The sequence below is a fragment of the Paralcaligenes ureilyticus genome, from assembly GCF_004346225.1.
In the GTDB taxonomy this organism is placed as follows: Bacteria; Pseudomonadota; Gammaproteobacteria; order Burkholderiales; family Burkholderiaceae_B; genus Paralcaligenes; species Paralcaligenes ureilyticus.
In genome coordinates this window covers 1-13,905 of record NZ_SMAJ01000017.1, presented here as the reverse complement: position 1 = coordinate 13,905, position 13,905 = coordinate 1, and the positions used below count along the sequence as shown (strand labels likewise).

12 protein-coding genes and 1 tRNA gene are annotated in these 13,905 nt (G+C 58.0%); all 13 read left to right on the top strand.

Features of this window, described 5'->3' with window-relative positions; genetic code table 11:
• The first annotated feature begins 4 nt into the window (after positions 1–4).
• Positions 5–2,455 carry a ribonuclease R gene (gene rnr, locus EDC26_RS16825; protein ID WP_132584783.1) on the top strand — a complete coding sequence of 817 codons (2,451 nt, stop codon included), beginning with the start codon at positions 5–7 and terminating at the stop codon, positions 2,453–2,455.
• 51 nt (positions 2,456–2,506) lie between these two features.
• A complete protein-coding gene (rlmB, locus tag EDC26_RS16820) occupies positions 2,507–3,253 on the top strand; it encodes a 23S rRNA (guanosine(2251)-2'-O)-methyltransferase RlmB (protein WP_132584781.1) in 747 nt (248 codons plus the stop codon).
• A 111-nt stretch (positions 3,254–3,364) separates the two neighbouring features.
• Positions 3,365–4,597: a cystathionine gamma-synthase family protein gene (locus EDC26_RS16815; protein WP_132584779.1), complete on the top strand. Its 1,233-nt coding sequence runs from the start codon at positions 3,365–3,367 to the stop codon at positions 4,595–4,597.
• A 321-nt stretch (positions 4,598–4,918) separates the two neighbouring features.
• A complete protein-coding gene (locus tag EDC26_RS16810; RefSeq protein WP_132584777.1) occupies positions 4,919–5,194 on the top strand; it encodes an HU family DNA-binding protein in 276 nt (91 codons plus the stop codon).
• A gap of 87 nt (positions 5,195–5,281) precedes the next feature.
• Positions 5,282–5,357, top strand: a tRNA-Val gene (locus tag EDC26_RS16805).
• 272 nt (positions 5,358–5,629) lie between these two features.
• On the top strand, positions 5,630–6,355 hold the full coding sequence (locus tag EDC26_RS16800; RefSeq protein WP_132584774.1) for an ABC transporter substrate-binding protein: 726 nt from the start codon (positions 5,630–5,632) through the stop codon (positions 6,353–6,355).
• A 140-nt stretch (positions 6,356–6,495) separates the two neighbouring features.
• Positions 6,496–7,374, top strand: coding sequence for an energy transducer TonB (locus EDC26_RS16795; protein WP_243700964.1), 879 nt, complete (start codon positions 6,496–6,498; stop codon positions 7,372–7,374).
• A gap of 8 nt (positions 7,375–7,382) precedes the next feature.
• A complete protein-coding gene (locus EDC26_RS16790) occupies positions 7,383–8,219 on the top strand; it encodes a MotA/TolQ/ExbB proton channel family protein (protein WP_132584772.1) in 837 nt (278 codons plus the stop codon).
• Positions 8,220–8,221: 2 nt separating this feature from the next.
• Positions 8,222–8,653, top strand: a complete 432-nt coding sequence (locus EDC26_RS16785) for an ExbD/TolR family protein (protein ID WP_132584770.1) — start codon at positions 8,222–8,224, stop codon at positions 8,651–8,653.
• A gap of 77 nt (positions 8,654–8,730) precedes the next feature.
• Positions 8,731–9,405, top strand: a complete 675-nt coding sequence (locus EDC26_RS16780; RefSeq protein WP_132584768.1) for a response regulator transcription factor — start codon at positions 8,731–8,733, stop codon at positions 9,403–9,405.
• Between the two features lie 55 nt (positions 9,406–9,460).
• On the top strand, positions 9,461–10,522 hold the full coding sequence (locus tag EDC26_RS16775; protein ID WP_132584766.1) for a sensor histidine kinase: 1,062 nt from the start codon (positions 9,461–9,463) through the stop codon (positions 10,520–10,522).
• Positions 10,519–12,420 (top strand): potassium transporter Kup, encoded by a 1,902-nt coding sequence (locus tag EDC26_RS16770; RefSeq protein WP_132584764.1) that lies wholly within the window; start codon positions 10,519–10,521, stop codon positions 12,418–12,420. The genes EDC26_RS16775 and EDC26_RS16770 overlap by 4 nt, the downstream gene beginning before the upstream one ends.
• A 150-nt stretch (positions 12,421–12,570) precedes the next feature.
• Positions 12,571–13,671 (top strand): porin, encoded by a 1,101-nt coding sequence (locus tag EDC26_RS16765; RefSeq protein WP_243700963.1) that lies wholly within the window; start codon positions 12,571–12,573, stop codon positions 13,669–13,671.
• The last annotated feature ends 234 nt before the right edge of the window (positions 13,672–13,905 follow it).

Sequence of the window (13,905 nt, the reverse complement as noted above, 5' to 3'; positions counted from 1 at the left end):
TCTTTTGACCAAACGATCCAAAAACGAAGTTAATAACAACGAGATCCCCCAAGGTGTGTCCGAGTTGCCCCCCGATTTTGACCCTGGCGTTCCCAGCCGGGAAGTAATTCTGAAGCAGTTGCGCTTGTCGCCACAACCGGTGGCGCTCAAAACGCTTGTCGAGGCGGTAGGCGCGACGTTGCCTATTTCCGTCGGATTCGAGCGCCGCCTCAAAGCCATGGAAAGAGACGGGCAGTTGGTGTCTGATCCCCAGGGCCGGCTGACCTTGACCAGCAAGCCCGACTTTATCGCGGGACGCGTACAGGGCCATCGTGATGGCTTTGGTTTTTTATTGCGCGACGATGGCGGCCCCGATCTGTTTTTGTCGCCCCGTGAAATGCTCAAGGTTTTGCATGGCGACCGGGTTCTGGCCAAGCCCGATGGCGAATACCGCGGCAAGTCTGAAGCCACGATCGTCGAAGTCATCGAACGGCGCACCGACAAGCTGGTGGGGCGTTTTCTTAACGAACGCGGGGCGCTTATCGTCGCCCCCGAAGATCAACGCATCAAGCACGATATCCTGATTCCGGCATCGGACACGGCGGGGGCCGAGCACGGACAAGTCGTTACGGTGCAAATCGTCCAGCAGCCTACTCGCCATACCCAACCCATGGGTAGAGTGGTTGAAGTGCTGGGCGAGATTGACGATCCAGGTATGGAAATTGAAATTGCGGTGCGCAAGTTCGATGTGCCCCTGGAATTTTCACCCGAGTCGCTCGTGCAGGCGGCCAAGCTGCCCGCTACCGTCAAGGCTGGTGAACTCAAGGGCCGCATCGATCTGCGCGATGTTCCGTTTGTCACGATCGATGGCGAAGATGCGCGCGATTTCGACGATGCGGTGTTTTGCACGCCCGTCGAGATGGGAACCGCCAAGCGCAAGAAATCCGGCTGGCGCCTGCTGGTGGCCATTGCCGATGTCAGTCATTATGTGCGGGTAGGCGATGCAATCGATGCCGATGCGCTTTTGCGCGGCACCAGTGTCTATTTCCCGCGGCGCGTTATCCCGATGCTGCCCGAGTCGCTATCGAACGGCATTTGCTCGCTGAACCCCAAGGTCGATCGCCTTGTCCTGGTTTGCGATATGGTGATCCATGCGAGCGGCGCCAATGCCGGCACAGTCAGTGCCTATCAGTTTTACGATGCGGTCATTCATTCGCATGCCCGCACTACTTATACCGACGTCTGGGCCGCCTTGCAGCAGCCCACCGGGCCGGCGGCGCTGGCCATGCAGGATGTGTTGCCGCATTTGCAGAATCTGTATGAGCTGTTTCAGTTGTTGGCTCCGGCGCGAACCCGGCGCGGCGCCATCGATTTCGATACGGCCGAAACCAAGATTTTGTGCAACCCGCTGGGGCGGATCGAGAAGATTGTTTCGTATCAGCGCAACGATGCGCACCGCCTGATTGAAGAATGCATGCTGGCCGCCAATACGTGTGCGGCCGATTTCATGGTGCGCAATAAACGCTCGGGTTTGTATCGGGTGCATGAAGGGCCCACTCCCGAAAAGCTGAAAGCCTTGCGCGAGTACTTGCGCAATCTGGGGTTGACGCTTGGCGGGGGCGATGAGCCCAGTACGCGCGACTACGCGCAATTGGTTCAATCGGCCAGCAATCGTCCCGATTTTGAAATTTTGCAGACCATGTGCCTGCGCTCTTTGCAGCAGGCCATCTACAGTCCCGAGCAGATGGGGCACTTTGGCCTGGCGTACGAGCATTACTCGCACTTTACGTCGCCGATCCGGCGCTACCCCGATCTTTTGACGCATCGGGTGATCAAGTCGATTCTGGCCGGCAAGCATTATGTGCCGCAGATCGAAGACGTGGCGGCCGCGGCGGCGCTGCCTCGGGGCGAGCGCGAGCATGCGGTCTGGGAGAAGCTGGGTTTGTTGCTGTCGGCTCGCGAGCGGCGTGCCGACGATGCGTCGCGCGATGTCGAAGCCTGGCTTAAGTGCTGGTTCATGAAGGAACATGTGGGCGAGGTATTTAGCGGCCGCGTAACGGGTGTGGCGACTTTCGGCGTCTTCATCACGCTCGATACCATGCATGTGGAAGGCATGGTGCACGTCTCGGAGCTGGGTTCGGACTACTTTCAATTCAACGAAGCCATGCACGAACTGCGCGGCGAACGCACCGGCATCCGCTATCGTTTGACCGACGCGGTGCAGGTCCAGGTCGCGCGGGTTGATCTCGAGGCCCGGCGCATCGAATTCCGGTTGGTGAAGGGCACGGGTTTCAAGGAGCTGCAGAAAGCGGTGGCGGCGCCTGAAAAAACGCCCAAACCTCGCGCCAAGCGTGCGGCCTCGACCAAGCCTGAGGCCTTGAAGGGCACCACGTCGCGTGAACGCAGGGCTGCCGCCAAGCGCAGTGCGAAATCGGGTGTGGGCGGTTCCCGCAAACCTGGGCGTGGTCGCCGCTAGGGCAGGGATGCCGCTCATATAGAATGCAAGAATAATCTACGGAAGGGTTTCATGGCGTCTCATCAGGTTCTGGCCGGCTTTCATGCCGTCGTTGCACGCTTGCGGCATGCGCCGGCTTCGATCAAGGAGCTGTATGTCGAGGCATCGCGCCGCGACAAGCGCATGCAGACCTTCATCGATCAGGCTCAGGCCGCTCAAGTGCGGGTGCATCCGGTGTCGACCGAGCGGCTTGACGGCCTGGCGCGTGGCATCAAGCATCAGGGTGTGGTGGCGCTGGCCGAAGCCGAAAAGCTGGCCGTCGATGTGGATGAAGTGCTCGATGGCCTGGAGGATAAGGGTCAACCGGCGCTGTTGCTTATTCTGGATGGCGTGACCGACCCGCATAACCTGGGGGCGTGTTTGCGCACGGCGGATGCCGCCGGGGTTCATGCGGTGATTGCGCCGCGCGACCGTGCAGTGGGGTTGAACAGTACCGTTACGCGCGTGGCTTGCGGGGCGGCAGAGATCGTGCCCTACATCATGGTTACCAATCTTGCGCGCACCATGCGCCAGCTAAAGGAACGTAATGTCTGGCTGGTAGGCACTGATGATCAGGCCTCGGGCGATCTCTATCAGGTCGATGCCCGTCGGTCCATGGCGTGGGTGCTGGGCGCCGAAGGCGAGGGCATGCGTCGCCTTACAGGCGAGACGTGCGACCAGCGCGTCGCCATCCCCATGCTGGGCTCGGTCGAAAGCCTGAATGTCAGCGTAGCCAGCGCGGTGTGCCTTTACGAGTCGGTGCGTCAACGCCAGCGTTGAAAAATAGGTCTATAGTTACGTACTTGGATTGTCGATCGCGCCCGTGTATGGGCGCTTCGGCGTTTTTAAACCCGGCGTTCGCAGCATCGCACCACCTTGTACCCATTGACCATGCCACAAAAAAACGGCTTTACCACCACGATTCTTCATTCCGACCGTCGCGGGTCGGTCGAACACGGGGCCATACACAAGCCCATGCATGCCTCATCCGAATATGCTTACGCCGACTCGCGCGAGCTGGCGGCTGTGTTTCAAGGCAAGGCCGGGTTTACGTACGCGCGTCAGGGCACGCCCACCACGGCCGCTCTCGAGGCCAAAGTGTCGCAAATGGAAGGTGGAGTCGGCACGGTCAGTTTTGCAACAGGCATGGCCGCGCTGGCGGCTACTTTTTTCGCTCTGCTGCGCGCGGGCGACCATCTGATTTCCAGCAAATATGTTTTTGGCAACACCAATAGCTTGTTTGGCACGTTGATGGGCATGGGGGTCGAGGTGACGCTGGTCGACGCGACCGACATTGAAAGTGTCAAACAGGCCTTGCGGCCCGAAACCCGGATGGTTTTTACGGAAGCCATTGCCAATCCGGGCACGCAAATTGCCGATTTGCGTGCCATCGGTGATTGGTGCCGGCAGGAAAAACTGGTCTACGTACTCGACAATACCTTGGCGACTCCGTGGTTGTGCCAGGGCATCACACTGGGGGCGTCCCTGGTTGTGAACTCCCTGTCCAAGCATATCGGAGGGCATGGCAACGCCATGGGCGGAGCCGTGACCGACACCGGCCTGTACGACTGGTCGGCGTATCCCAACATTGCCGCGCCCTATCGCAAGGGCTCCCCCACGTCCTGGGGCTTGTTGCAGATCAAGAAAAAAGGGTTGCGCGATATGGGTGGGACCCTGTCTGCCGAGGCGGCGCATCGAATTGCGGCAGGCGCTGAAACTTTGGCCTTGCGCATGGAAAAGGGCTGCTCCAATGCGCTGACCCTGGCGCAATTTCTTGCGGGCCATCCCCGGGTTGCCAAGGTCCATTACCCCGGCTTGCCCAGCCATCCCCAACACGAGCGTGCCGTCGATTTGTACGGGCATCGCTTTGGGACGTTGATGGGTATTGAACTGGCTGACGATCTTGACGTGTTCGAGTTTCTTAACAGACTGCGTGTTCTGATTCTGGCTACCCATTTGGGTGACAACCGCACCCTGGTGCTGCCGGTAGCGCATACCATCTATTACGAGATGGGCGCGCAGCAGCGTGCGTTGATGGGTATTTCAGATAATCAGTTGCGCGTATCGGTGGGGATCGAGGACACGCAGGATCTGATTGATGATTTTGTTCAGGCGCTGGCTTGACGATACATTGACAGGCGGATGACGCACTTAAATTTTTGTCAAGTTTGCCGCTGTTGCTTTGCCGAAACAAAAATCCTAACAGATATGCGGGTTCTGAGAGGTTTACTGCTTGACAGCCTTATTTTTAAAAGGCTTAATACGTTTTAGCCAACGAAGCGTACTGATGGCTTAGCGTCGTTAAGCGATCTCGCTTTGTTGCACTGTCTTTGATGACTGGGCAGCACGAATAGCACAGTGTGTGCGACGCGTGCTTACCGATAAAACGCCAGGCGGTTCTTATGGGAGGCGTCTGGTTTTAATAATTTTTAGGGGTAATCCTTAATGAATAAAACAGAGCTTATCGAACATATCTCCACCAAAGCCGATTTATCCAAAGCCGACGCTGGTCGCGCTCTTGATGCATTTATTGGCGCTGTCAAGGCTACGCTAAAAAAGAAAGGCGGCACGGTGACTCTGGTTGGGTTTGGCACATTTGCCGTGTCCGAACGCGCTGCCCGTACCGGCCGTAATCCTCGCACCGGCGAAGCCATCAAAATCAAAAAAGCCAAAGTGCCCAAATTCCGTCCCGGCAAAGCACTTAAAGACGCTGTTAATTAATAGCCGCTTCTTGTTTGCGCCGCATACGACAAATCGCTATAATTTCGCTTCGTTTTGCATGAAGTGAAGTGGCCCCAAGGTTCAAAGGGGTGCTTAGCTCAGTTGGTAGAGCGGCGCCCTTACAAGGCGTAGGTCACAGGTTCGAACCCTGTAGCACCCACCACTTGCATGCTTAAAAACCACCTGATTCATTAGGTGGTTTTTTTATTCCGGGTTTCATTTCCGGGTTTGTTCCGGTTTAATGGAAGAGGCGTTAAAGCGCCACCGATAATTGGTCTAATTCCATTTCTAAATTAATCGTGAACTTGGTCAGCTTCGCTTGTCTGCTTGGCCGTATTGATGGCAGCCACAAGGGCTACCGCTACATCTGCGCTCTGCTTTCGCGTTCACGATTGATTTAGAAATAGAATAGCCATCTTGCCGCCAGGAGTGCTTATGAATACCGTGTCCGCTGTCATTAACGACCTGGCCCCTCATGGCAAGCTTCGAGTTGCTCTTAATTTTGGCAATCCTGTCCTGGCGCAGCGGCACCCGGAGACGGGCGAGTCCATGGGCGTGTCGGTCGATCTGGCTAAAGAACTTGCCCGGCAACTGGGCCTGGGTGCAGAGTTCATTGCGTTTGATGCGGCCGGTAAGGTCTTTGCCGCTGCCGAGTCCGACACGTGGGATATCGCTTTCATGGCCGTCGATCCGGTGCGCGCCGAAAAGGTTCAGTTCACCAAGCCCTACGTCATTATCGAAGGCACTTATATGGTGCCGGCCGATTCGCCTCTCATGCGGGTGGATGATGTCGATGGCGCAGGGGTGCGTGTGGCAGTGGGCAAGGGTGCCGCATACGACCTGTTCCTGACCCGTAGTTTGCAGCACGCCGAGATTGTCCGGGCGGCGACATCGGCGGCGGCGATCGAGTTGTTTGTAGAGCAGTCTCTTGATGCCGTAGCCGGTGTCAGGCAACCATTGATGGCCTATGCAGCCGGACATCGTGGCTTTCGTGTCATGGACGGGCGTTTTACCGCCATCGATCAGGCCATGGTTACGCCCAAGGGGCGCACGAGCGGGTGGCGGTACCTGGCGTCGTTTGTCGAAGAGATGAAGGCGAGCGGCTTTGTCGCGGCGGCATTGGAACGCAGTGGCCAAGGCGATGCCAGCGTAGCGCCTTGAGGCTGGACTGTTGCTGCTAAGCGTTAAGATTGTTTATAATTGCGAATGCTTCTTATTTAATCTGAGATGCAAAGCCTTGCGCCAGGCGCTGTCGCGATGGCGTCTGGTCTGTTCAACTTCTACTCTGCGCTGGACTCTTCTTGCTTTCGACTGTCGGCCTAAATTATCGTTCTGTGCCGGTTAAATTAATCGCGGCGGGGTTAGTGCTGGGCTTGCATCTTGCCGTGTTGGGTCTTGTATTGGCGGCGCCGTCGGTTCAATCTCAAATCCAGCCGCCTGACGCGGCCGATGTGCAGATGGTTGAAATCGCCATGGAGCCGGCCCAGGCTCCGGGCCCTGCGCCAGCGCCATTGCCGCCTGCGGCGGCGGCAGCTGAGGAAAAGGCGCCTCAAGCGGAGCCGCAGCCCGAAGAGCCGGCCGAGGCTCCACCGGAAACGACGCATGAATTGCCGCCGGAACCGGTGGTGGATACTGCGGCTGTGGAGCCCGAGAAGCTGCCCGTGGTGGTGTCGCCGGCAGAGGAAAAGGTGGTGCAGATCCCCCCCAAGCCGCGCAGGCACGAACGCAAGCCCGAGCATAAGCCTGAGCACAACGCCAGGCCCAAGCCTGTACTTAAATCCGCCGAGCCCGCTCCCCGGCCGACATTGGCCAAAACGAACGTTGAGCCGCCGCCCGGCACCGTTGCGTCGACGGCCGCCGCATCTTCCAGCGCGCCGTTGCGCCCCGCCCAGTCGGACCAGCCGCGATTGATAGGCCGGGTGGATTACCTGGGCCAGCGCCCCGTTCCTGTTTATCCGCGCCTATCCGAGCGGCGCGGAGAGCAGGGGCGGGTCATCGTCAGGGTCTTGATCTCTGCGCAAGGCTCGGTCGTTAGCGTATCGGTGCGTCACTCTTCGGGCTATTCGCGGCTTGACAGCGCGGCGCTCGATGCGGCGCGCGCGGCTCATTTCAAGCCTTATACGGAAAACGGCATTGCCTATGCCGCGATGGCGGATATTCCATTTGATTTTGTTTTATAGGAACGAAAATGCTTGATTTATTGAACGGCGCCTTGCAGGTGCTTGCACAAATAAGCAGCGCGGCGGAGCCGGCGAGTCATGCAGCGGCGCTTGCGCCCGGTGTCGCGGAGGCCGCGGGGCAGGGTACGGGGATCCTGCATTTTATCGGGCATAGTGATCTGGTGGGCAAGGCGCTCTTTGGATTTTTGTTGCTGATGTCTTTATTTAGCTGGTATTTGATTTTTGTGAAATCAATCATGAACCTTCAAATGCAGCGCCGCTCGACTAAATTCCTGGCCGAGTTCTGGGGCGCCAGTTCGCTTGAGCAAGTTGAAAATGAGATCAAGACGCATGGGGCCACCGAGCCCTTTTCTCACGTGGCCAGCCATGCCATACATGCCTGCAACCATCACGCCAAGTACGGTGCGCTCAAGCTTGAAGAGAAGGGCTCGACCGGCGCGTTCGTTACGCGCACGATACGCAAGGTGATCGACGAAGAAACCGCAAGGCTGGAAAATGGCCTGACGGTTCTGGCTTCGATAGGCTCTACCGCGCCGTTTGTAGGCTTGTTTGGGACGGTCTGGGGTGTGTACCATGCGCTGGTCAGTATTGGTCTGTCCGAGGGGGTGAGCGTGAACCGGATTGCCGGCCCGGTGGGCGAAGCGCTGATCATGACCGGATTGGGATTGGCCGTGGCGATTCCGGCCGTGCTGGCGTACAACGGCTTTGTACGCGGCAATCGAGTCTATCTGGCGCGTCTGGACGCCTTCGCCCACGATCTGTTTACCTTTCTTTCCACAGGGCAGCAAGTGGATGTGTCCAATATCAAGCGGCGCCATGTGGCGCTGGCGGCCTCGGGAGAATAGGCATGGCATTCGGAAGCTTCGATAGCAAGGAGGGCAGCCATACTGTTTCGGAAATCAATATGGTTCCTCTCATCGACGTCATGCTGGTGCTGCTGGTGATCTTCATCATCACGGCGCCGCTGCTGACGCACTCGATCAAAATCGATATTCCGCAGGCCAGTGCGGCACAAGCCAAGCCGGAGACCAAGACGATAGACCTGGCCGTCGATGCGCAGGGACTCCTGTTCTGGAACGAACAGCCGGTGTCTATGGATCAACTGGCACAACGTTTCTCGCAGGAGGCGCAAGCGGATCCGCAACCGCAGGTACGCATACGCGCCGATTTGAACACGCGCTATGAAGTGCTGGCCCGGATTATGGGGGATGCGCGCCTGGCTGGTTTGAAACAGCTGGGGTTTGTTACTCGGCCCCCCGCGACCCCCGCGGTAAAGTAAGTCGCCTAATTTGTAACGCCGCAACGATAGTCCGGGGTGTTTCACCCAAAATTTTCGGTTCGATATAGAATCACGCCATGCGAGTTCTAGTAATTGAAGATGACACCACCCTGGGCCATGCGCTGCAGGAGTTCCTGATTGAGCAGGGGTATGCGGTCGACTGGCTGAAAGACGGCGACCAGGTGCTGGGGGCCGTGGCGGGGCAATCGTACGACCTGTTATTGCTTGATTTGAATCTGCCTGGCCTGAGCGGCCTCGAAGTGTTGCGCCAGCTGCGCAGCAATGGGCAGCAAATTCCGGTGTTGATCCTGACCGCGCGCGACGGCGTCGAGGATCGCGTGGCCGGGCTCGACGCGGGGGCCGACGACTACGTCACCAAGCCTTTCGAATTGCCCGAGCTGGCCGCTCGGGTACGTGCCTTTGCACGGCGCCGGGCGGGTCAGGCACAGCCTTTTATCGAAGCGGGCCCTTTGGTGTTCGATACCGTGGGCCGTGAAGTGCGCGTCAACGGCGATCGGCTGTCGCTGTCAGTGCGCGAACTGTCGGTGCTTGAGATGTTGATGGCACGGGTGGGGCGGGTAGTCACCAAGCGCCAGATCGTCAATTCCCTGTCGGCATGGGATGCCGATTTCAGCGAAAATGCGGTTGAGGTCTATGTATATCGCTTGCGCAAGCGTCTGGAAGGGACGGGCGCGGGCATACAGACTGTACGTGGCTTTGGCTACTTGCTCGACGTCGAAAGTGCCGCCTGAGTCATTGGGCCGTTCGTCCAAACCCAGATTTTCACCAGGGCAGCTGGCTGCGCTAATGCCACCGGGCTCGCTCGCGCGCCATCTGGTGCTGCGTCTTTTGCCGGCGGTGATTGTCCTGGTTGTGCTCGACCTGATTGCGACCTGGGCCATGACGCGCCAGATCAGCCTGGACGCCTGGCTGCTCGAAGACATTTTCTGGTCCATGATTTTCAGCCAGTTTTTGCTGGTATTGTTGTTTGCCTGGGTACTGGTGTCCGGTGTGCGTTCGGGTCTGGAACCGATCAACCGCCTTTCCGAAGAGATTAGCCAGCGCTCCATCGACGATTTGCAGCCCTTGGGGATGGCGGGGTTGCCGACCGAAGTGGTCCCGGTGGTCGCTCACTTCAATGACCTTCTGGTGCGTCTGGACGACTCCATGCAGGCCCAGAAGCGCTTTGTTGGCCACGCGGCGCATCAGCTCAGAACTCCATTGGCCGGTCTCAAGCTTGAGTCCGAGCTCATGCTGGCGCGGCAACTGCCCGATGATGTGCGGGTGCGTGCGGAACGGATCAAGAGCGTCACCGATCGTATGATACGCTTGGGCCAGCAGTTGTTGGTGCTGGCGCGCGTGGATTCGTCCACCCGGCCGCAAGATAGTTTTGTGCGTCTGGATTTGTGCGAGTGGGCCCGCATCAGCGGCGCCGAGTGGATACCGGCAGCGCGCGCAAGCCAGGTGCAAATTCATCTGGTTGCGCCCGACGATCCGGTCTGGATCGATGGCGACCCCTTGCTGCTGGAGGAATTGCTAAGCAATCTGATCGATAACGCATTACGCTATGGCGTGGGCGCTCAAAACATACGCCTGCAAATAACCGCCAATCCGCCTGCGCTGGCAGTCGAAGACGACGGGTCGGGGGTCGATCAGGCCGACAGCGTGCGGGTGTTCGAGGCCTTTTATCGTTCTCCCCGGGCCAATGCGGGAGGCTCGGGCTTGGGTCTGGCCATTGTCCGGGAAATTGCGCGGGCCCATGGGGCCTGGTGGAATCTGGCCAGCCGCCCGGCATTTGCCGGTACGCGGATCAGTATTGTGTTTCCAGGCCCGCGGATTGGCGCCAAACTAACAAGAGCAATTACATGAATAAAACAGCGGCGGGGCATGACGGTTCGAAGGCTAAGCGATCGCCGGGAGCGGCGCTTATGATGGGCGCGCTGGGCGTGGTCTATGGCGATATAGGCACCAGCCCGCTGTACACCATCAAGGTGTCGTTGTCCGAGTTTCCGACGCTGGATAACGAGCACATTCTGGGTGTGCTGTCGATTTTGTTCTGGATGCTGATGGTGGTGGTGTCGCTTAAATATGTGATGCTGGTTCTGCGTGCCGACAACCATGGCGAGGGTGGGACGCTGGCGCTGATGGAACTGGCCGTGCGCGGCTTTTCGGGGCGGAAGAAATGGGTTTTGACCGTGCTTGGCCTGATCGGCGCGGCTCTGTTTTATGGCGATAGCATGATCACGCCGGCTATTTCAGTGCTGTCGGCGATCGAAGGAGTGAGCATTGTTTCGCACCGTCTGGATCATTGGGTCGTTCCCTTGTCCGTGCTGGTGCTGGCGGGTCTGTTCTTCATCCAGTCGCGGGGTACCGGCGCGGTAGGTAAGCTGTTTGGCCCCATTATGCTGTTGTGGTTCGTGACGCTGGGGGTATTGGGCGCCTGGCGTATTGCGCAAACCCCGCAGATACTGCTGGCCCTCAACCCCATGTGGGCGCTGACCTTTATTGGCGATGCGCCCTGGGGCACCTTCTTGCTGCTGGGAGCGGTCGTGCTGGCGCTGACGGGCGCCGAAGCCCTGTACGCCGATATGGGCCATTATGGCCGTCCAGCCATTCAGCGCGCCTGGTTCGGCCTGGTGCTGCCCGCACTGGTGCTGTGCTATTTCGGGCAGGGGGCTTTGTTGATGGCAGACCCTTCAGCCATTAAAAATCCGTTTTTTTTAATGGCGCCTTCCTGGGGGCTGGTCCCGCTGGTGGTTTTGGCAACGGTCGCAACGGTCATCGCCTCGCAATCCGTGATTTCCGGTGCGTTTTCGGTCACGCGTCAGGCCGTTCAACTGGGGTTTTGGCCGCGCATGGTAATACAGCACACCTCGGCTCGCGAGGAAGGCCAGGTTTATTTGCCGCGCGTCAATATGCTGTTGTTTGTGGCGGTGCTGGTGCTGGTGCTGGCTTTTGAATCGTCCGACCGCCTGGCGCAGGCCTATGGGTTTGCGGTTACGGGCACCATGCTGATGACCTCGATGCTGGCCTTTTCCGTACTGCCCCGAAAGTCGGTGGGTGCAAAACGTGTTTTATGGATGTCTTTGCTTAGCGTGTTTCTGATACTGGACATTTTGCTGTTCTCGTCCAATGCGTTGAAGATTGTCGAGGGAGGCTGGTTGCCGCTGATCGTGGGCCTGACTATTCTTGTCATGATGCTTACCTGGAAACAGGGCCGTGAACAAATGCACGAAACCCTGGCCGGCGACCAGCAACCGCTTAAAACGTTTATGGAAGCGCTCGAGGAATATCCACCCACGCGTGTGGACGGCACGGCCGTGTTCATGAGCATGATCGTCAATACAGTGCCGCCGGCGCTCTTACATAATCTTAAACATAACAAAATACTGCACGAACAGGCCGTCTTCTTGAATGTGCAAAGCGCAGACGTGCCTTATGTCCCGTTTAATGAGCGCTTTGTACTTGAGCGCCTTAGCCGTTCCAGCTGGCAGGTGGTGGCTACGTGGGGATTCAAACAAGAACCCAATGTGCCGCAGTTGCTCGAGCAGATCGCACAGACGCATCCCGAGCTCAATCTGGAGCCCATGCGAACCTCGTATTTCCTGTCGCGCCAAACCGTGCTTGTCGTGCGCAGGCTGTCGTGGCGGTTAAGCTGGCGCCGCAGTCTGTTCGCCTTCATGGCGCGCAACGCCACCCGCAGTACCCGGTTCTACAAAATACCACCCAATCGCGTGGTTGAAATGGGTATGCAGTTTGAGCTGTAAAGGCCATTGCGGGCTTGTTTGGCATGGGGGATCCTGTCTCGAGATGTCTGATGGGGAATGCGCCAGCCGTTAATTTATAAGCTTAATAGCAATGATTCGTATTTGTGTGTTTAAATAGACGCTTATTTTTATCGCATAAATGGAGAATCGATGAAGTACGGCTTATTAATGGTAGGGATACTCGCTGCGGCAACGAACGTCGCTTACTCCGCCGAATCCGAGGTCACCGTATACGGTATTGTGGATGCCGGCATTGCCTCTACTCATGTGTCAGGCCCCGATGGCGCCAAGAGCTCCGTGACCGGAGTCGTCTCCGGCGGCCTTACCGATTCACTGTTTGGCATCAAGGGTCAGGAAAAACTGAGCGACGATCTGTCGGCGACATTTCAGCTCGAATCACTCTTCGATGCGGCAACAGGGCATTTGTCCGACAAGGACAGTTTTTTCAGCCATGCTGCGTGGGTAGGCTTGAATAGCCAGCATTTGGGCGAGTTGCGGCTAGGGCGCCAACATACGATCGCACAGCAATTCGGCAGCCAGCTTGAAATTGCGTCCTGGAAAGAAATGGGCATGGGCGCGACCTTCAAGGCATCGGATAATTATCGGGTCAGCAACGCCGTCAACTATGTATCGCCTTCGCTCTCGGGTTTCAGCTTTGGCGCTGGATATAGCTTTGACGTTACCGGCACGCAAATCAACGGCCAGAAATCCCCCATGGTCAGCGCAGCTTTGCAATATAGCCAGGGGCCATTATTGCTCGTGGCAACTTGGGATAAGGCCTATTTATCCAGCACTGTGCTACCCGGAGGTAAAAACCCGGAAGCCTGGCAGCTGGGCGCTTCGTACGATTTCCAAGTGGCAAAACTCTCAGTCGCCTGGAGCCGCATGAAAAACGGCTATGCCGGCCTGGATGGCGGCGATCCGAGCGGGCTGGGCTTGGGGCTTGGGGCGGCCGAGTTTGCCAATGGCGGTCAAGAGGACGCGTATCTGCTTGGCCTCGCCGTTCCCGTGAGCGCCCATGGCACGGTTCTGGCCCAATGGTCTTACGTCAAACCCGGCTGGCATTGGCAGGATGGCACAAAAGCCCGGGCCGGGCAGGTTGCAACACTGGGCTACGTGCATACCCTGTCACCGCGTACCACCCTTTATGCCATGGCAGGCCTGGCCACACGCTACTCGCTTGAAGATCAGGTGGTTCGCGGGCAAGGGACGACCACGCGCTTTATGACGGGGATAAGCCACAAGTTCTAATGTCCATTTCCCAATCGACCTTGCCGATTTGTCGTGTTGCTTGTAGTCCGAATATGTCCAGCGGCGACGGGGGTCGAAGTGGGGTGAGCGAGCTTCGAGCCTGCCGCGGCCGAGGCCCAGCGCGGGGAGGCAAGGGCGCCGCTGTTTGCTGTGGTCTAATTTTGGAGGACACTTTTGAAGTGAATCATTATTAATTTATAAGGTGATTCCATGACAAAGAAACAAGAACCGGGC